16 protein-coding genes are annotated in these 17759 nt (G+C 64.9%); 9 read left to right on the top strand and 7 right to left on the bottom strand.

Features of this window, described 5'->3' with window-relative positions:
- Positions 1-330: 330 nt before the first annotated feature.
- From CR105_RS21350 to CR105_RS21330, 5 genes are read left to right on the top strand one after another with little or no spacing between them, the layout of a single operon-like run.
- The gene (locus tag CR105_RS21350; RefSeq protein ID WP_143752796.1) at positions 331-1218 is read left to right on the top strand and encodes a hypothetical protein; all 888 of its coding nucleotides are present in this window, start codon (positions 331-333) and stop codon (positions 1216-1218) included.
- 59 nt (positions 1219-1277) lie between these two features.
- The gene (locus CR105_RS28450; protein WP_180288260.1) at positions 1278-1700 is read left to right on the top strand and encodes a hypothetical protein; all 423 of its coding nucleotides are present in this window, start codon (positions 1278-1280) and stop codon (positions 1698-1700) included.
- On the top strand, positions 1700-2389 hold the full coding sequence (locus tag CR105_RS21340; RefSeq protein ID WP_180288259.1) for a C39 family peptidase: 690 nt from the start codon (positions 1700-1702) through the stop codon (positions 2387-2389). Before CR105_RS28450 ends, CR105_RS21340 begins: the two co-directional genes overlap by 1 nt.
- Positions 2390-2401: 12 nt before the next feature.
- Positions 2402-2944 carry a type 2 periplasmic-binding domain-containing protein gene (locus tag CR105_RS21335; protein ID WP_099791954.1) on the top strand — a complete coding sequence of 181 codons (543 nt, stop codon included), beginning with the start codon at positions 2402-2404 and terminating at the stop codon, positions 2942-2944.
- A 44-nt stretch (positions 2945-2988) separates the two neighbouring features.
- A complete protein-coding gene (locus tag CR105_RS21330; protein WP_099791952.1) occupies positions 2989-4311 on the top strand; it encodes a coiled-coil domain-containing protein in 1323 nt (440 codons plus the stop codon).
- Positions 4312-4330: 19 nt separating this feature from the next.
- Here the strand turns inward: CR105_RS21330 and CR105_RS21325 are convergent, their stop codons facing one another.
- Complete coding sequence (locus tag CR105_RS21325) at positions 4331-4645, bottom strand: MerR family transcriptional regulator (RefSeq protein WP_099791950.1); 315 nt, start codon at positions 4643-4645, stop codon at positions 4331-4333.
- A gap of 3 nt (positions 4646-4648) precedes the next feature.
- Positions 4649-5575 carry a DnaJ C-terminal domain-containing protein gene (locus CR105_RS21320; RefSeq protein WP_099791948.1) on the bottom strand — a complete coding sequence of 309 codons (927 nt, stop codon included), beginning with the start codon at positions 5573-5575 and terminating at the stop codon, positions 4649-4651.
- A gap of 187 nt (positions 5576-5762) precedes the next feature.
- Between CR105_RS21320 and CR105_RS21315 the strand changes: the two genes are divergently transcribed.
- The 3 genes from CR105_RS21315 to CR105_RS21305 all read left to right on the top strand — a co-directional run bounded on the left by CR105_RS21315 (position 5763) and on the right by CR105_RS21305 (position 10544).
- Positions 5763-6665, top strand: coding sequence for a c-type cytochrome (locus CR105_RS21315; protein WP_099791946.1), 903 nt, complete (start codon positions 5763-5765; stop codon positions 6663-6665).
- Between the two features lie 149 nt (positions 6666-6814).
- Positions 6815-8221: an MATE family efflux transporter gene (locus CR105_RS21310; RefSeq protein WP_099791944.1), complete on the top strand. Its 1407-nt coding sequence runs from the start codon at positions 6815-6817 to the stop codon at positions 8219-8221.
- A 115-nt stretch (positions 8222-8336) separates the two neighbouring features.
- Positions 8337-10544 (top strand): S9 family peptidase, encoded by a 2208-nt coding sequence (locus tag CR105_RS21305; protein WP_099791942.1) that lies wholly within the window; start codon positions 8337-8339, stop codon positions 10542-10544.
- A 107-nt stretch (positions 10545-10651) separates the two neighbouring features.
- Here CR105_RS21305 and CR105_RS21300 read toward each other — a convergent pair whose 3' ends face one another.
- On the bottom strand, positions 10652-10831 hold the full coding sequence (locus CR105_RS21300) for a CsbD family protein (RefSeq protein WP_099791940.1): 180 nt from the start codon (positions 10829-10831) through the stop codon (positions 10652-10654).
- 205 nt (positions 10832-11036) lie between these two features.
- On the opposite strand from CR105_RS21300, the gene CR105_RS21295 reads away from it, so the two are divergent.
- Positions 11037-11771, top strand: coding sequence for a hypothetical protein (locus CR105_RS21295; RefSeq protein WP_131021771.1), 735 nt, complete (start codon positions 11037-11039; stop codon positions 11769-11771).
- Between the two features lie 61 nt (positions 11772-11832).
- On the opposite strand, the gene CR105_RS21290 is transcribed toward CR105_RS21295, so the two are convergent.
- The 4 genes from CR105_RS21290 to CR105_RS21275 all read right to left on the bottom strand — a co-directional run bounded on the left by CR105_RS21290 (position 11833) and on the right by CR105_RS21275 (position 17474).
- The gene (locus CR105_RS21290; RefSeq protein WP_099791936.1) at positions 11833-12021 is read right to left on the bottom strand and encodes a CsbD family protein; all 189 of its coding nucleotides are present in this window, start codon (positions 12019-12021) and stop codon (positions 11833-11835) included.
- Positions 12022-12096: 75 nt separating this feature from the next.
- Entirely contained in the window at positions 12097-12711 is a 615-nt protein-coding gene (locus tag CR105_RS21285) for a class I SAM-dependent methyltransferase (RefSeq protein WP_099791976.1), read from the bottom strand.
- A gap of 56 nt (positions 12712-12767) precedes the next feature.
- Positions 12768-14819 carry a M13 family metallopeptidase gene (locus tag CR105_RS21280; RefSeq protein WP_099791934.1) on the bottom strand — a complete coding sequence of 684 codons (2052 nt, stop codon included), beginning with the start codon at positions 14817-14819 and terminating at the stop codon, positions 12768-12770.
- 27 nt (positions 14820-14846) lie between these two features.
- Complete coding sequence (locus CR105_RS21275) at positions 14847-17474, bottom strand: M1 family metallopeptidase (RefSeq protein WP_180288258.1); 2628 nt, start codon at positions 17472-17474, stop codon at positions 14847-14849.
- Between the last annotated feature and the right edge of the window lie 285 nt (positions 17475-17759).

Raw genomic sequence — 17759 nt, 5'->3', positions numbered from 1 at the left:
CTTGCGCGCGGCACCGGCGGCGACGGTGGCGACGCCAGCGGCACCGGCGGCGCCGGCGCGCGCGGTGCCCGCGCCGGCGATGCCGCCGGCGGTGCCGGCGGCGTTGCCGGACCGCTCGACGGGGCGAATGGCGCACGCACTGGCAATGCACGCGGCGCCAATGGCGGTGACGGCGGCCGCATTGGCGCAGCAACGGCAGGTACCGGCGAAGCCGGCGGCGGGGGCGGTGCCGGCGGTGGTGGCGGCGCCGGTGGCGGCTCGACCGGTTCGGGCCAGACAGCATCGAATGGCGCCGGCGGTGGCGAGGCGATGGCGGGCGGCAGCAGGGCCATGTCGCGTGAGCGCGGCGCCGGCGCCGGCACCGCAACGGGCGGCGCGGGCGGCACCAGCACAGGCGGCGCCGGTACCAGCGGCGCCAATAGCGCGACCGCGGGCGACTCGACCGCGGGCATGGGCGGCGCAGGGGCAAGCGCAGGCAGCGGCGGCACCGGCGGCACCGGTGGCGGTGTCAGCAATACGGCCGGCGCCGGCGCAGCAGGCGGCACGGCAACGAGCGGCGCAGGCGGCGCGGGCGGCACCCTGACCAGTACCGGCGGCGCAGGCGCTAGCGGCAGCGGTGGCGCAGGCGGCGGTGGCGGCGCCGGGGCCAGCGGCACGGCGACTGCCGGTGGCGGTTCGGGCGGCACCGCAACGGCGGGTGCCGCAACCGGCGGCACTTCGACTGGTGGTGCGGCAGCTGGCGGCACGGCAACGGCGGGTGCAGGCTCGGGCGGCACTGCAACTGGCGGCGCCGGTGCGATGGCTGGCAATGGTGGCGCCGGCGGCACCAGCGGTATCGCCTCGAATACCGGCGGCGCAGGCGCCACGGGTGGCGCGGGCACTGGCGGTACCGCATCGGGCGGCACCAGCACGAGTGGTGCGGCAAGCGGAGGCGCCGGCGGCGCTGGCGGTGCTGGCGGCACCAACACCGGCGGCATGGGCGGCGCAGCAGGGTCGAATACCGCCGGAATTGGCAATGGCGGCGCAGGCGGCGCAGGCAGCGGCGGTGCTGGCGGCACCAACTCGGTCACCACCGGCGCGTTCGACATGTCGAACGCGATGAGTGGCGCGGCCCAGTCGGCAGCCGGCATCATGGTCATGAGCCAGAACAGCGGCATCTCGTCGCTGGTTCAGCAAAGCGTCAACGTCCAGGCCAACCTCGCGGTGGGCAGTCGCTAAGCCCGTTCACCGCCATGCCGGATCCGGCATGGCGGTGTTTTTTCGATCAGGGAGAGCAGATGAACCAGTTTTTAATGAGGATGACCCTCGCTGGCGGCGTGGCCTGTGCCAGCGCCCACGCGATGGCGCAGGCGCCGGTACGGACCAGCACCGATCCACCAGCGCCGGCAGCGCCCACAGCACCCGCAGTGAGCGCGCCGCCGCCGGCAGAACCAAGCCGTGCGGTGCCTGGCCTCGGTGCGCCGCTGAAACCGGCGCAACTGGCCAGTTCGCGCGGCGGCGCCGACACGGCCACCGCGATCAGCGACGCGCGGCTGAACGCGACCGTGACGAACAACACAGCAACCAACGTCTCGAGCGGAAACAACACGATCGACAGCGGTTCGTTCGCCAACATGAGTGGCCTGCCGATGGTCATCCAGAACACCGGTGCAAACGTGCTCATCCAGAACGCCACCGTGATCAACTTGCAGCTACGATGATGAACCACAAGCGACGCCTGACGCTGGGCTTGACGTTGTTACTGGCCCAGCCGTTCCAGGCCGTGCACGCGATCGAACTGGCGGGAGCGTCGGGGATGAGGATGGTGCTGCCGTTAAAGACGCTGAAGCAGGTGCGCTTCGACGCGACGGTGCGCCAGCAATACGATTTCAGCTGCGGTTCGGCCGCGCTGGCGACTTTGCTTACCCATCATTACGGCATGCGCGTATCCGAACAGGAAGCGTTCGAACAGATGTACCAGAACGGCGACCAGGCCATGATTCGCCAGCAAGGCTTTTCGTTGCTCGACATGCAGCGTTTCCTCGCCACCCGTGGCTTGCGCGGCGACGGCTTCGAATTACCGCTCGAGAAACTGGCGGAATCGAAATTGCCCGCGATCGTCCTGGTGGCCGACAAGGGATACAACCATTTCGTGGTCATCAAGGGCGTGGCGGATGGCCGGGTTCTGCTGGGCGACCCGTCGAGCGGCGCGCGTTCGGTGCCGCTCGAGCAGTTCCACCAGATGTGGACCAGCAAACTGTTGTTCGTCATACACGGCTACAAGGGCGACGTGGCGTTCAACCGCAGTGCCGACTGGCGGGTTGCACCGATGGCGCCGCTGGCGGAAGGCCTCGCTCGCGCCAGCCTCGATCACGTCGGCCTGCCTAAATTTGGGCCAGGCGATTTTTAGAAGGAGTTTGCCATGCGCTATCGATCAACGCCGGTGCTGCTGTTGTCCATGGCGTGCATGACGGCGACGGCCGGCGAGCAAGCGCCGACGCCGCAACTGACCGCCCGCGCGCTGGACCTGGAAGTCATCTGCGCGGCGCCAGACGGCTGGCGGAGGGTCGACGCCGCTGCGCTCGACACGATGCGCGGCGGCTTCATCGTGCCCGGCGGCCTTACCGTTTCGCTTGGCATCGAACGCCTGGTCTCGATCAATGGCGCAGTCGTCGCCCACACCAATTTTCAGATTGCCAATGTGCGCGACATCACGGGCGCTGAGGCAAGCCAGGCGCGTGACGCATTGAGTTCCGCCAAGCTGGTGCAGAACGGCGGCAACAATTTCGCCGTCGGCGATGCGCTTGCCGGCGGCGGCACCTTCGTGCAGAACACGCTCGATGGCCAGTCGATCAACAGCCAGACCACGATCAGTTCGACCGTCAACAGCGCGTCGCTGCTGAAGCATATGCATTTCCAAGCCGGGATGCGAGAAGCCGCCGTCAGGGCGATCGGGACGCACTAGGTTGGGCAGGTGCGGAAAGTTTTGTGTCTAGACAGGAGAGACTAATGCATGGAAAAATCGTAGCAAGACTTGGCGGCGCCGGCCTGACAGCTTTGCTGCTTGCGCCGCCGGTGTTTGCCCAACAGGACGGCCAGAGCATGCAACAGATGGAAGAAACGCTGAAGAAATTACAGAGCGCCCTTGACGACCAGCGAGCCCTGGTCGAACAGTTGTCCGGCGAAGTCCGTATGCAACGCGAGCAGCTGCGCGCGATGCAGCGCGGTTCCACCGAACTGCTGGCCAGCCAGCGCGGCACCGGCCCGGGCAGTGCCGCGCAGGCCCAGGGCGAGGCACAAGGTCAGGCCCAGGTACAAATGCAGTCCCAAAGCGCGCAGCAAGCGGTCGGCAAGGCGCCCGCCAAGGACGGCCGCCCGCCCGAAATCGCCCCGCTGTTCGAGCAGCCCGGTGTACTGACCCAGAAGGGAAAATACGTGCTGGAGCCGGCGCTGCAATTTGGCTACTCGTCGAGCAACCGGGTCGCGCTGGTTGGCTACACCATCATCCCCGCCCTGCTGATCGGCCTGATCGACGTGCGCGAAATCAAGCGCAACACGTTTACGGCGTCGCTGAGCGGGCGCACCGGCCTGTCGAACCGGCTGGAAGTGGAAGTAAAGGTGCCGTATGTGTATCGTTCGGACGCGACGGTCAGCCGCGAAATTTTCACCGGCACGGCGGTAGAGCGAGCATTCGATACGTCCGGCAAGGCGCTCGGCGATGTCGAGCTTGCGGCGCGCTACCAGCTCAATGACGGCGGCGCCAACAAACCGTATTACATCGGTGGCCTGCGTCTGAAGTCACGCACCGGGCGCGATCCGTTCGACGTCGTTACCGACTGCACCAGGCGCTGCATCGGCGAGAATGTCACTGGCACCGGCCTGCCGCTGGAGCTGCCGACCGGCTCGGGCTTCTATTCACTGCAGCCCAGCCTGACCTGGCTGTTTCCGTCCGATCCAGCAATTTTCTTCGGCAGCGTCAGTTACATCCACACCATCAAGCGCAGCAACGTCAGCCGGCTCATTCTCGAGGGGGTGCGCGAACCGATCGGCGAGCTGGAACCGGGCGGTGTGATCGGCTTCAATTTCGGCATGGGCCTGGCACTCAACGAGAAAACCTCGCTCAGCCTGGGCTATGATCACAGTACGCTCGCTCGCGTGCGCCAGAACGGCGCGCCGGTGCCAGGCTCGGTTCGCACTCAGCTCGGCACCTTGCTGATCGGGTATTCGTACCGCCTCAGCGACAAGCGCACCGTGAACGTGTCAATCGGTGCCGGCGTCACACGCGACACACCGGACGTGTCGCTGTCGGTGCGGGTGCCGATGAGCTTCTAACTTGCATTAACGGTTGCTGCTAGTCGGCGCCCAGCACCCGCAGGCGGGCGCGCAGGCGATGGATCTCGTCGCCCAGGTCGAGCACCAGCGCCGCGATATCCTCGTTGGCGTCGAACACGCTTTCGAGGCTGAGCAGCCGGCGCGCGCGCACCAGGTCGGCGCTGCCGAATTGCAAACGATCAAGCGCCGACGCGTCGATGTCGCCGCCGAGCACGCCAGCGCGCACATGCCGCGCCACCCACTCAGCTTCGACGTCGCAGGCGCGCGCCAGTTCCTCGACGCTGAGGGCGACCTGGTCGATCAGTACGCCGCTAACGGCATTGTTAAGCGTCATTCATCAGCCTCCTGTTCTTGCACGCGGATTGAACGCGCCGAATTCGCGCGCCATGGTTTCGTACAGCTGGCGCGCCCTGTCGTTGTCGGCCGGCGGCAGCACGACTTCGAGCACCAGGTACAGGTCGCCGGGCGGATTGGCCGGAATCCCGCGCGCCTTCAGGCGCAGCTTGCGCCCGGTCTGGGAATTGATCGGCACTTTGACCTCGACCTCGCCGGACGGCGTCGGCACGGTGATGTGGGCGCCGAGCGCCGCTTCCCATGGCGCCACCGGCACCGATTCATACACGTTGCCGCCCTCGACGCGGTAGCGCGGGTCCGGGTTCAGGACGATTTCAAGGAACAGGTCGCCCGGCGGGCCGCCGCCGACGCCGGGATGGCCCTGCCCCGCCAGGCGCAGCTGCTGGCCCGGCAGCACGCCTTTCGGAATGTTGACGTTGAGCTGCTTGTCGGTGCTGACGTGGCGCCCGGCCGCATCGCGCTGCGGCGCGCGCATCGTCACGGTGCGGGTGGCGCCATGGTAGGCGTCGACCAGGTCGATGCCGATGCTGGCGTGAATGTCCTCGCCGCGCATCTGGAAGCTGCCGCCGCGCGCGCCGGCGCGCGAGCGCCGGCCCACATGGGCGAACAGGTCGGAGAAGAAATCGCTGTCCATGTCGGCGCCGCCATACGACGAGGCCCAGTCGGGCGGCGGCCGAAATTCCTGGCCCGGCCGGCGAGCGCTGCCCAGTTCGTCATAGGCGGCACGCTTTTCCGGGTCGCCCAGCACGCCGTAGGCTTCGTTGATTTCCTTGGTCTTGGCGTCGGCATCCTTGGACTTGCTGACGTCGGGATGATACTTGCGCACCAGCTTGCGGTAGGCCTTCTTGATGTCGTCGGCCGAGGCGCTCTTGTCGACCCCGAGGGCCTGGTAATAGTCCTTGTATTCCACGAATTGGCTCCCGCAAGGCTTTTTCTTTCATCGTACTGCGCTGTGCGGCCCGCGGGCGCACGGCTTGGCATCAAAGCTTGATCCATTCGTTATCAGAACCCTCGGTTGCTTGACTTTTTGGTATCAGAGGCCTTGCCAGGATGATAAATTAAAACGGCGGCTAGTCCGTTCAGAAAAGGAACCTGCTATGAATAAATGGGTAAAACGCACCAGCTTCGTGCTGGTATCGCTCGCGTTGATCGGGGTTGCCACTGTCGTGGTCGGCAAGGCGGAAGGCGAGCGCAAGGTCGCCCGCAAGATCGCGCTGACGGTCGCGCCCGTGACGGTGCGGGCCGACCCGGCCGCGATCGAACAGGGCCGCTATCTGTTTACCACGCGCGGCTGCGCCGACTGCCATGGCGCCAACGGCGGCGGCATGACCGTTGTCAACGAAGGGCCGATGCTGGTGATCTCGCCCAATATTACCGCCGGCGCCAACAGCGTCACCACGAATTACCGCATCGAGGACTGGGTGCGCACCGTTCGCCACGGCGTCAAGCCGAGCGGCAACCCGATCATGATCATGCCGAGCGAAGACTACAACCGCCTCACCGACGACGACATGGCCGCGCTGATCGCCTACACCAGGTCGTTGCCGCCGGTGGCCGGCAGCACGCCGGTGGTGCAGCTGCCGACCGCGGTCAAGGTGCTGTATGCGTTCGGAGTGGTGCAGGACGCGGCCGAAAAGATCGACCATGCGCTGCCGCCGGCGCAACCGGTGGCGGCGACTATCTCCGTCGCGCACGGCGCCTACGTCGCCAATACCTGCATCAGCTGCCACGGTGCACGCATGAGCGGCGGCAAGATCCCGGGCGGCCCGCCGACCTGGCCGGCCACCGCCAACCTGACACCGGGCAAAGGCAGCGTGATGGCGCGCTACCCGACGCCGGAGGCGTTCATCGCCTCGCTGCAAAGCGGCCGGCGCCCGGACGGCAGCGCGATCAGCCCGGTGATGCCGATCAACTCGTTCAAGGAAATGAACGAGACCGACCTGCGCGCGCTGTATGTGTACCTGAAGAGTTTGCCGCCGGTGGAGTTCGGCAACCGCTGACGCCTGGCGTGCACCCTGCGCCGCTAGCTCGTCGGGTTGCAGTGTGTGCGTTGGATCCGGGCGTTCACGCCGATCGGCCCGGTGCTGTTGCGACTGTTACCAATGTTGCAAATAAAGTAGAATCACCGGTTTGGTCCGTTGCTTCTTTCATGTCCACCGTCATCGTCCCCTCCTCCAACTCGGCCGTCGTCACCGAAATCAAAGCGCTGTGGCGCCTGTCCTGGCCGATGCTGGTCGGCCAGCTCGCTACTGTCGGCATGGGCGTGGCCGACGTCGCCATGACCGGCCACGTCAGCGCCGCCGAACTGGCCGCCGTGTCGCTCGGCGCGTCGGTGTGGTCGATCGTGCTGGTGACGGTGATGGGCGTGATGATGGCGATTAACACCGTCGTGGCCCACGAGATTGGCGCCGGCAACCACCACCTGATTCCCCATTCGGTGCGCCAGGCGCTGTGGAAAGGCCTCGGCGTGGGAGTGGTCGCGTGCGCCGCGGCCAACCTGGCCACGCTGCTGTTCGACCATATCGGGCTTGACCAGGAGGTCAACGACAGCGCCTCGATGTTCGTGCACGTGATCAGCCTTGGCATGCCGGCGTTCGCCTGCTACCGCGCGCTGTATGGCTACACCACCAGCATCAACCAGACCAAGCCGGTGATGATCATCGCCATCCTCGGGCTGCTGTTTAACATCGGAGTCAACTGGCTGCTCGTGTTCGGCAACCTTGGCATGCCGAAGCTGGGCGGCGTTGGCTGCGCCGTCGCGACCGCGGCCGGCATGTGGCTGATGCTCGGCGCCATGCTGGCCTGGGTGCGCGTAGCGCCCGCCTACGAGCAGACCTATCCGTTCACTCACTGGGAGTGGCCGAACTGGCCGGAAATTGCCGGCATGCTCAGGCTTGGCGTACCGATCGGCATCACCTACTTTGCCGAAGTGAGCGCCTTTGGCGCGATCAGCCTGCTGGTGGCGCGCTTTGGCGTGGTGCAGGTGTCGGCGCACCAGATCGCCCTCAATTTTTCCTCGCTGGTATTCATGGTGCCGCTCAGCTTCGGCATCGCCCTGATCACGCGGGTCGGCCAGTCGCTCGGCGAAGGCGATCCGCACAAGGCGCGCTTCGTGTCGTGGGTCGGGGTGTGGATGTCGATCGCGTTTGGCGTCGTCTCGGCCGGATTCATCGCCCTGTTCCGCTGGGAAATCGCGCGCGCCTATACGTCCGACCCGGCGGTGCAGGAACTGTGCGTGCAGCTGCTGCTGTTCGGCGCGCTGTTCCAGTTGTCGGACGCCACCCAGGTGGCGACGTCGAGCGCGATCCGCGGCTACAAGGTGACGCGCCAGCCGATGGTGATTCAGCTGGTGGCGTTCTGGATCTTTTCGCTGCCGCTGGGCGTCGTGCTCGGGCTGGCGCCGGCCTGGCTGCCATGGGCGCCGCGCGCGCCGATGGAAGTGTACGGTTTCTGGATCGGCCTGGTGCTGGGGCTGACGGTGGCCGCCGTCCTGCTGACGGTGGCGCTGAAAAAGCTGGCCAACCAGCGGGTGCTGGGCGTCGCCCGCCGCTCTTGAACGCGGGTCCCCAAAACGCAGCTGCATTTTGATGCCCCGTATTTACAGCGCTTTCCGATGGACTCTGGTATCTTCTGCGAGTTGTTCCAGTTCAACCTCCACTTCGAGACAATCCATGCGTTTTATCCTCTGTTTTTTAGCCGCATTGTCGGCCGTTCCCGCATCTGCCGAGCGGCTGACACTGGACCGTATCCACGCCGACCCGGCGCTGGCGGGACCGGGCATGCGCAACCTGCGCGTGTCGCCTGACGGCGCGCGCATCACCTTCCTGCGCGGCCGTGCCGACAACCAGTTCCAGCTGGACTTGTGGGAATTCAACATGAAAGACAAGACCGCGCGCCGCCTGGTCGACTCGAAAGTGCTGGTGCCGAACGAATCGATTTCGCCCGAAGAGCAGGCCCGCCGCGAACGCGCGCGCACGGCCAGCCTGAACGGCATCCTGACGTACAGCTGGTCGCCGGACGGCAAGCAGCTGCTGGTGCCGATCGGCGGCGACCTGTACCTGATCGACGCGGCTCGCCCTGACGCGCCGCGCAAAGTCGCCTCCGGCAACGTGGCCGATCCGAAGATCTCGCCGAAAGGGCGCTACGTGTCGTTCGTGCGTAACCAGAACCTGGTGGTGATCGACCTGACCACAGGCGCCGAGAAGCAGCTGACGACCGACGGCAAGGGCACGATCCACAACGGCGAAGCCGAATTCGTGGCGCAGGAAGAAATGGGCCAGCGCACCGGCTACTACTGGGCGCCGGACGACTCCGCCATCGCCTACAAGCGCTTCGACGAAGCGCAGGTGCCGGTGGTGCGCCGCTTTGAAATCTTTGCCGACCGCACCGACGTCGTCGAGCAGCGCTACCCTGCCGCGGGCGACCCGAACGTGATCGCCGAACTGATGATCGTCTCGCCGGCCACCGGCGTGCAGCGCAAGGTCGACATCGGCGCCGACACGGATATCTACCTGGTCCGCGCGGACTGGAGCGCCGACAGCAAACAGTTGCTGTACCAGCGCCAGACACGCGACCAGAAGCGCCTCGACCTGATAGCCGTCGACGCCGCCACCCTGGCGCAGCGCACCGTGTTGACCGAAACATCCAACACCTGGGTCAGCATCCATGACGACCTGCGCTTCCTGAAAAACAAGCAAGGTTTCCTGTGGACGTCGGAACGCAGCGGCCGCAACCACCTGTACCACTACAGCATGGACGGCAAGCTGCTGCGCACCCTGTCGAGCGGCGAATGGGGCATCGACGCGATCGCCGCCGTCGACGAGAAAAACGGCCGCGTGTTCGTCTCGTCGAACCGCGACAATGTCGTCGACAAGCAGATCTATTCGCTCGCGCTCGACGGCAGCAACGCCGCCAGGCCGGTGCGCATCACCAAGACCGACGGCTGGCACGACGCCTCGTTCGCCCGCAACGGCGAAGTGTTCGTCGATACCTTCTCCGATTCGTCGACGCCGCCGCAGATCTCGATCCGCCGTCCGGACGGCTCGATGGTCGGCTGGCTCGAGCAGAACGAACTGAACGACACGCATCCGTACGGCAAGTACAAGTCGGACCACCTGGCCACCGAATACGGCACCCTGAAAGCGAATGACGGCCAGGCGCTGTACTACTCGATCATCAAGCCGAGCAATTTCGATCCGGCCAAACGCTATCCGGTCTACCTGTCGACCTACGGCGGCCCGCACGCGCAGCACGTGGCGCGCAAGTGGGGCAACATGTTCGACCAGTACATGGCGCAGCAGGGCTTCGTCGTGTTCCGCCTGGATAACCGCGGTTCGTCGCGCCGCGAGCGCGCGTTTACCGACGTCATCTACAAGGAACTGGGCAAGCACGAGGTCGAGGACCAGCTCACCGGCATCGACTGGCTCGGCAAGCAAAGCTTCGTCGACGCTAAGCGCATCGGCGTGTTCGGCTGGAGCTACGGCGGCTTCATGAGCCTGCGCCTGCTGTCGGCCGCGTCCGACAAGATCGCGATGGGCGTGTCGGTCGCGCCAGTGACGGACTGGGCACTGTATGACACCCACTATACCGAGCAGTTCGTCGGCGCCACGCCAAAGTCCGATGCCGAGGCCTACAAGAAGAGCGGCGTGTTCGCCCACCTCGACGGCCTGAAGTCGCCGCTGTTGCTGGTGCACGGCATGGCCGACGACAACGTGTTGTTTACCAACACCACGCGCCTGATCGATGGCCTGGTCAACCGCAACATCAAGTTCGACCTGATGACGTATCCGGGCGCCAAGCACGGCATTTCGTCGCGCGCCGGGCAACGCCACGTGTACGGCACCATCGAGGCGTTCTTCAAGAAGAATCTGCAGCCATAAAACGGCGGAGCGAAAAACTGCAGCATGAAAAACTGCAGTCCAGAATGAAAACAGCCGCGAAATTCGCGGCTGTTTTTTTGCTATAACTTATCCGGTGCGGGACCAGATTAGTTGGTCGCGTCCTTGATGACTTCTTTGGCATCGCCGAACTTTTCCTGGGTCTTGCCTTCGACCTGGTTGGCCAGGCCTTTAGCCTGCTGCTCTTTGCTACCGACCAGCTTGCCAGCTTCTTCCTGAATCTTGCCGCCGATGTCTTGCAGTTTGCCGTTGACTTGGTCTTTGTTCATGATGAGCTCCTTGGAAAGCGCGTGGCAGGATCGCCATGCAGTGAAGCCAGAATAACCGCCGCGCACCAAGCGGTCTGTGCGGGAGCGAACCTTAGCTCATCAATTGGCTCGACCTTACGAAATATCAAACAACCGTCATTCTCATCGGTCAAGGCGCAAACGGCTGGCTCTAACGATCAATACCCATAATCGATAGGAGGTTGTCATGACCCACTTGGCCAGATGGACATTGCCAATTGCCGCCTGCGCCGCACTGCTCGCGGCCTGCGGCGGCGGCGGTGGCGGTGGCGGCACGCCCGCCGGCGGCGCCTTTCCCCCACCGGTGGTGTCGCCGGGACCGGTGGTCGCCACCGTCGACGTCGCCGCCGCCTGGCGCGACTACCTCACCGTGGCGCACTCATGGAAAATGACCGGCAAAGGCAGCGACGGGCGCGCCTACGAGCTGGCGGTGGACATGAAGCCAGGGCCCACCAGCACCTTCGCCATGACCGGGTCGAGCGGCCAGACGATCGACCAGTCGATCCGCTTCACCATCGACGGCGCCACCAACGTCAACAACGGCACGCTGTTCTTCACCAACGACACCTTCATCGGCGTGGCCAGTACCGACGGCGCCTGCGCGCCGGCACGTGGCGCGATGGCGGCGCTGCCGGCGGCGGCCAGCGGCGGCCAGCAAGGCGAGCTGTTCATTCTGGAAGGCTATGCCGGCTGCAGGATCACCGGACAAAAGCTGGGCACGACAACGTTCAGCTGGTCGGTGCAGGAAGACGCGGGAGTGAACCTGTTCTGCATCACGTCGAAGCAGCAAAATGCCGAAGGCGCCAACATCGGCAGCGAGGTCGACTGCATCGAAGCGACCGCCGGCGGCACCTTGGGGAATCGGGCCAAATTCACCGTCAGCCGCGCCGATGGGCAAAGCATCACGGGGCGCAACTACTAGCGGTGCATGCGGAAAAAAAAGCCGCGACAACATCGCGGCTGAATTTGTGCCGACAGGCTGATTAGCGGTTGCCGCGGGTGCTGTCCCGGATAACTTCCTTGGCATCGCCAACTTTTTCCTGCGTCTTGCCTTCGGCCTGATTCGCCAGGCCCTCGGCTTGCTGCTTGTTGCTGCCGACTACTTTACCGACTTCCTCCTGGATTTTGCCACCGATGTCTTTCGCCTTGCCTTTGACCTGATCCTTGTTCATGACGCTACCTCACTTCGTGGATGAGCAATAACGATAGGACGATTCGGGCGCCGCTTCTGTTCGGTACTTCACATATTATTTACGCCAAACACTTGCCAGCCATGGCTGCTGGTCGCGCGGCAGATTAGGTGGGCGGTAGTAATGATGCACGGCGGAAAATTTAGCCGCGATCATGAACCGCTCCCATGTTTCGTAGTCGTAATAACTGCCGTAGCGCGGGCCGTTCCAGCCCTCCTCGTTGTCGCCGCGCGGGTTAGAACTGAACAGTACGCCGCCGGGTTTCAGCGCCGCATACAGGTCGGCCAGCACCTTCGGCAACGCGCGGCTCGGTACGTGAAACAGCACCGCGTTGGCGAAGATGCCGTCGAACATTTCGGCGGGCAAGTCGAGGTGGACGAAATCCTGCTGCCACACCTCGCAGCCGCTGTAGGCGCGCGCCATCTCGACGAACTCGGCGGAGCCATCGACGCCGATGGCGCGGTGGCCCAGCGCGCCGAATGTCTTCAGGTCGCGTCCCGGCCCGCAGCCGAGGTCCAGAATGGTGAATGGTGCCGGCGCCGTGATCGCGCCGAGCAGCGCATCGATGTTTTGCGTGACGTCGTGGTCGATGGTGCCGTTGAAAAATTCGCGTGCGTGGCCGTCGTAATAGTCAAGGGTACGGCGGGTAATGTTGTCGATGTTGTCGGTCATGTCGGGGCGCAGTGAGCGGACCGCGCGGCACATGCCGCGCGGTTCAGGCCATCACATTACCAGACGCGCACGCGCTCCGCCGGCGCCAGGTACAGCTTCTGGCCAGACTGCACGTTGAACGCGTCGTACCAGGCGTCGACATTGCGCACGGTGGCGGCGCGGTACTGCGACGGCGCGTGGCCGTCGGTCATGATGATGCGGCGCAGGTAAGCCTCGCGCATCTTGCTGCGTTCGCTGTGGGCGAAGCCGAGGAAGAACGCCTTGTCGGCGTCCGCCGGCACCGGCTTGCCGGCCAGGGTGGCGCGGTAAGCGTCGTAGGCAGCCGACAGCCCGGCCAGGTCGGCCAGGTTCTCCGACAAGGTCAGGTTGCCGTTGACGGCCAGGTCGGGGAACGGCTTGTAGGCAGAATACTGCGCCGCCAGCTTGGCCGACGCTTTCTTGAAATACTCCTTGTCTTGCCTGGTCCACCAGTCGCGCAGCCGGCCCTGGGCGTCAAACTGGGCGCCCTGGTCGTCGAAGCTGTGGCTGATTTCGTGACCGATCACCGCGCCGATGGCGCCGTAGTTGGTGGCGTCGGACGCCTTCGGATCGTAGAACGGCGGCTGCAGGATCGCCGCCGGAAACACGATGGCGTTTTGCAGCGGCATGTTGACGGCGTTGACCAGTTGCGGCGGCATCGACCATTCGGTCTTGTCGACTTTCTTGTTCAGCTTGGCCAACTTCTGCGCGGTGTGAAACTCCTCGGCGCGCACGACGTTGCCGAATGCATCGCCCGGCACCACTTTCAGGGCGGCATACGAATCCCATCGATCCGGGTAGGCAACGCCGACGTACAAGGTCTTCAGCTTTTGCTGCGCCTGGGCGCGGGTGGCCGGCGCCATCCAGTCGAGCTTGTCGATGCGCTTGCTGAACGCGGCGATGATGTTGGTGACCATCTGGCGCACGCGCGTCTTGTCCTCGGCGGCAAAGAAGCGCTCGACGTAGACCTTGCCGACCGACTGGTCGAGCGCGCCGTTGGTGGCGCCGAGCGCGCGCTTCCAGCGTGGCGACTGCTCCGGCGTGCCCGACAGTGCTGTGCCGTAGAAGGCGAAGCGCTGGTCGACGAAGGCCTTCGACAGGTGCGGCGCGAAGTGGTTGATCTGGTGGAACGCCAGATAGTCCTTCCAGCTGGCCAGGTCGGCGCTGGCGACCAGTGCCGCCTCGCCCTTGACCGCGCCCGGATGCCAGACGATGAACTTGTTCTGCCCGCCCAGGCCGGCGCTCTTGAAGAAAGCCGGCCAGTCGATGCCGGGCGCGTTGGCCGAGAAGTCCTTCAGGGCCCACGTGTTGTTGCCCTTCTGGACATCGGCCGAATCCTCGCGCGTGGCGTGCGACTTGGCGATCGCCATTTCCAGCGCAAACACTTTCGCCGCGCGCGCCTCGCTGTCGGCGTAGCCGGCCAGCTTCAGCATCGCGGCGATATGCTGCTGGTGCTTGACGCGCAGTTCGGCCATGCGCGTGCTGGCGGTCAGGTAATAGGCGCGGTCCGGCATGCCGAGGCCGCCCTGCAGCAGATACGGCGTGTTGCGCGACGGATCGGTCAGCCCTTGGGCGACCCACACGCCGAACACGTTCTCGGTGAAGAAGTTGGTGTTGTTGAGCGGGTCGACGTCGGCGCGCACCGAGGCGCCGAGCGCGCGCGTCAGGTCGGCCTTGTCGCGGATGGCGTCGATCTTCGCCAGTATGGGTTTGAGCGGTGCGGCGCCCTTCGCTTCGATCGCCGCTTCGTCCATGTAGGTCTGGTAAAACGAGGCAACCTTTTTCGCTTCGGCGCTCGCGTTCTTGTCGGCGTTGATCGTGTCGAACATCTTGACGATGCGCGCGTTGGTGTCCTCGGCGATGGCGGCGAACGCGCCCCAGCTGCTGCGGTCGGCCGGAATCTCGGTCTTGTCGAGCCACTCGCGGTTGGCGTAGGTAAAGAAGTCGTCGCCCGGCAGCAAGGTCATGTCGGCTTGTGCCTGCGGCGCGGCGGCAGGCGTGCTTTGTGCAAAGGCAGGCAACGTGAACAAGGCGGCGCCGCACAGCGCAACACTGACGGCGGTCTTGATGGGAGTCCAGCTGGTTGTCATGATGTCCTTTTCCCTAAGAGATGACTTTCATTTGAGCGCGGCGCGCACTTGCGGCAACAGCCGTGCTTTGAGTGCCGCGCGGATGCGGATGCCGTTGCCCACCCGCTGCGCTTCCACCAGCGCATCCGGACCGAAATGTTGCTTGACGAACGACTCCATTCTGTCGGCATCGGCCTCCTTCGTGGAGCTGGCTACGATACCCGAAAACGCGCGATTCTGGCTCATCGCATCCATGTCCTTGGCCAGCGCCTCGCGGTTGGCGACGCCGAAGGCCCAGGCCTGGTCGATGTGGCCATTGCCGGCCACCATCGGCGCCATCATCGTCGTCACCTGCAGCGGCAATTGGCGCGACAACGACAGCTGCAGCGTGCGTTCGCTCAGCGCCGGATCGCGCGCGCTGGCCAGTGCCCCGCTCAGGCGGTTGCGTTCCTCGGTGCTCTGCGTTTGCAGCACGCGCGCGGTGAGCGCATCGTAGGTGGCCTGGTCGGCGCTGCGGCCGGCGCCGCGCACGACAAAGTCGATCATCGACGGGCTGACGCTGGCCGGGTCGGCCAGGTAGCGCGCAAAGCGACTGCGCGCCTGCGCAATGGCGGCCGGGTCGCCGGCGCGCTCGAGCATGCCCGCCAGGCGCGAGCGCAGCTGGTGGTCTTCCGCCGGTTCGCCCGCCTTCTCGTCCCAGCCGAGCCTGGCGAACTTCGGGCGGACCAGCTCGATGATGAAGCGGTACACCTGCGCCTGCTCGGGCTCGCCGGCGGTCAGGCGCTCGAGCGTGCCGAGGTTGTCGAGAATGCCGCTCCATACCGCGAAGCGCGGCTCGTCACCGTAGCGCGAAATCAGCTTGACGTAGCTGTCGAGCTGCATGCGGCCGGCCATCACCATGCCCCAGGCATCGCTTTGCAACTTGAGGCGCGTGGTGTCGGCCAGCTTGCCGGCCTGGCCGGCCAGCGCGTCGAACGACGCCTGGTCGTATTGCACGCGGAAAAAGCCGACGCTGGCCGGATCGATCACCAGGGTGCCGTCGCAACTGCCCTGCATCACCGTCGTGCTTGGGCCCGACAGCAAGGTGTAGTACGCCTTGCCATTGACCGTGCCGACCTGCACCGGCACGTTCCACAGGCGCTTTTGCGTGGCCGGCTCGTCGAGGCGGAACTGTTCCTGCGACAAGGTCACCTTGCGCTTGCCGCCTTCGCACGCCTGCTCCACCTTCACCAGCGGAAAGCCCGGCTGAGTGGTCCAGTCGGAGGCGAGTTTTTCGACCGGCTTGCCGGACGCTTTTTCCAGCGCCATCCACAGGTCGGCGCTGGTGGTGTTGGAATACTGGTGCTTGGCCATGTACGCGCGGATACCTTTGCGGAATTGCTCCTCGCCCAGGTAGGCCTCGAGCATGCGCAGGAAGGCCTGGCCTTTGCCGTAGGTAATGGCATCGAACGCGTTGGCCGCCTGCGCTTCGTTCAAGATCGGCGTCTGGATCGGGTGGGTGGTCTTGCGCGCGTCGAGGTTGAGCACCGACTCGCGGTCGACCTGGTCGTCGAGGAACGGGCGCCATTCGGGGTGGAAATGCTCGGTGGCCTTGCTTGCCATCCACGAGGCAAAGCCTTCGTTGAGCCACAGGTTGTCCCACCACGCCATCGTCACCAGGTTGCCGAACCACTGGTGCGCCACTTCATGCGCGTTGACCTTGAAGGTCAGCTGGCGCGTGCTTTCGGTGCTGGTCTTCGGGTCGAACAGCAGCGCCGCGTCGTTATAGACGATGCCGCCCCAGTTTTCCATCGCGCCATTGAAGCCGCCCGGAATGGCGATCTGGTCGAGCTTGGCGAGCGGGTACGGAACGCCAAAGTAATTGTTGTAGTAGCGCAGCACGTCGCGCGTGACCGCCATCGGGTACGCCGCTGAACCCAGCTTGCCGGCGGTTGTGACGATGCCGAGGTCGACGCCATCTTGCTTGCCGCCGAGCCGCTCGAGTTCGCCGGCGACCAGCACCACCAGGTAGCTTGGCATCTTCGGCGTTACGCCAAACGAGTAGCGCTGCAGGCCGCCGTCGAGCTTTTCCAGCTTTTCGACCGGCGTGTTGGAATACGCCTTGAAGCTGGCCGGCACGTCCACGGTCAGCTTGAAGGTGGCGCGAAACGACGGCTCGTCCCAGGTCGGCAGCAGGCGCCGCGCGTCGGTCGGCTCCATCGTGGTGGCGATCATCTTCTTGTCGGCGCCGCCCACCTTGTAATCCATGTGGAACATGCCGCGCGCCTCGCGGTTGATCAGGCCGTGAAACTTCAGCGCCAGCCGGTAGCGTCCCGGCGCCAGCGGGCGCGCCAGGTCGAAGCTGAGCGTTTCCTGCACCTTGTCGAGCTTGGGCGTGAGCTTGATCTCGCCGATGTCGCGCCCGGACAGGCTGGCGCTGTCGATCTCGAGGTTGACGGCGTTGAGCATGATCTTCGACGTGGCGCTGAGCACGTCGATTTCGACAGTCTGCGAGCCGAGGAAGGTGTTGTCGGCCAGATTGGGCACCAGGTGGGCGGCGTATTGCACCGGCACCACGTCTTTCGGCAGTTTGCCGGGCGTGGCGGCGAATTTGTATGGGGCCTCGGCGTGGGCGCCGAGCGCTGCCGCGGCAAGCACCGCGGCGCCGGCAAGTTGCTTGAGTTGAAGATGCCTCATGAATGTCCTTTTCTTATTCTGGTCGATGACGGTGGCGTACGCGCCGAGCATGCACTGTAGTGAAAGCGCGGCGGCGCCGGGCGGCAAATGCGACGAACTGCAAAAACATGGGGCAGAACGTCGAAACCGCGGAATGGCACTTTCACCGGCGTGGCGAATTCCTCAATGTTTCTTTAACGGGTAACAAATTGAAATAATTTTTTGAATATTTTCAAAAAAAACCTAAAGTTCTGCTCAGGCGCACCGTTATGTAGGGACACGCGGTGATCCGCTCAAATTTTTTAG

Source organism: Massilia eurypsychrophila (assembly GCF_002760655.1).
Classification (GTDB): Bacteria; Pseudomonadota; Gammaproteobacteria; order Burkholderiales; family Burkholderiaceae_D; genus JAFCUW01.
Note: the sequence above shows the minus strand (reverse complement) of the source record. Positions and strands in the feature narration are given on the sequence as shown.

Coding starts and splice junctions, on each gene's coding strand:
- CR105_RS21325 (WP_099791950.1), bottom strand. CDS start 4,645: ATGACGCTTAACAATGCCGTTAGCGGCGTACTGATCGACCAGGTCGCC.
- CR105_RS21290 (WP_099791936.1), bottom strand. CDS start 12,021: ATGAACAAGGATCAGGTCAAAGGCAAGGCGAAAGACATCGGTGGCAAA.
- CR105_RS21335 (WP_099791954.1), top strand. CDS start 2,402: ATGCGCTATCGATCAACGCCGGTGCTGCTGTTGTCCATGGCGTGCATG.
- CR105_RS21310 (WP_099791944.1), top strand. CDS start 6,815: ATGTCCACCGTCATCGTCCCCTCCTCCAACTCGGCCGTCGTCACCGAA.
- CR105_RS28450 (WP_180288260.1), top strand. CDS start 1,278: ATGAACCAGTTTTTAATGAGGATGACCCTCGCTGGCGGCGTGGCCTGT.
- CR105_RS21350 (WP_143752796.1), top strand. CDS start 331: ATGTCGCGTGAGCGCGGCGCCGGCGCCGGCACCGCAACGGGCGGCGCG.
- CR105_RS21275 (WP_180288258.1), bottom strand. CDS start 17,474: ATGAGGCATCTTCAACTCAAGCAACTTGCCGGCGCCGCGGTGCTTGCC.
- CR105_RS21315 (WP_099791946.1), top strand. CDS start 5,763: ATGAATAAATGGGTAAAACGCACCAGCTTCGTGCTGGTATCGCTCGCG.
- CR105_RS21330 (WP_099791952.1), top strand. CDS start 2,989: ATGCATGGAAAAATCGTAGCAAGACTTGGCGGCGCCGGCCTGACAGCT.
- CR105_RS21280 (WP_099791934.1), bottom strand. CDS start 14,819: ATGACAACCAGCTGGACTCCCATCAAGACCGCCGTCAGTGTTGCGCTG.
- CR105_RS21340 (WP_180288259.1), top strand. CDS start 1,700: ATGAACCACAAGCGACGCCTGACGCTGGGCTTGACGTTGTTACTGGCC.
- CR105_RS21285 (WP_099791976.1), bottom strand. CDS start 12,711: ATGACCGACAACATCGACAACATTACCCGCCGTACCCTTGACTATTAC.
- CR105_RS21300 (WP_099791940.1), bottom strand. CDS start 10,831: ATGAACAAAGACCAAGTCAACGGCAAACTGCAAGACATCGGCGGCAAG.
- CR105_RS21295 (WP_131021771.1), top strand. CDS start 11,037: ATGACCCACTTGGCCAGATGGACATTGCCAATTGCCGCCTGCGCCGCA.
- CR105_RS21305 (WP_099791942.1), top strand. CDS start 8,337: ATGCGTTTTATCCTCTGTTTTTTAGCCGCATTGTCGGCCGTTCCCGCA.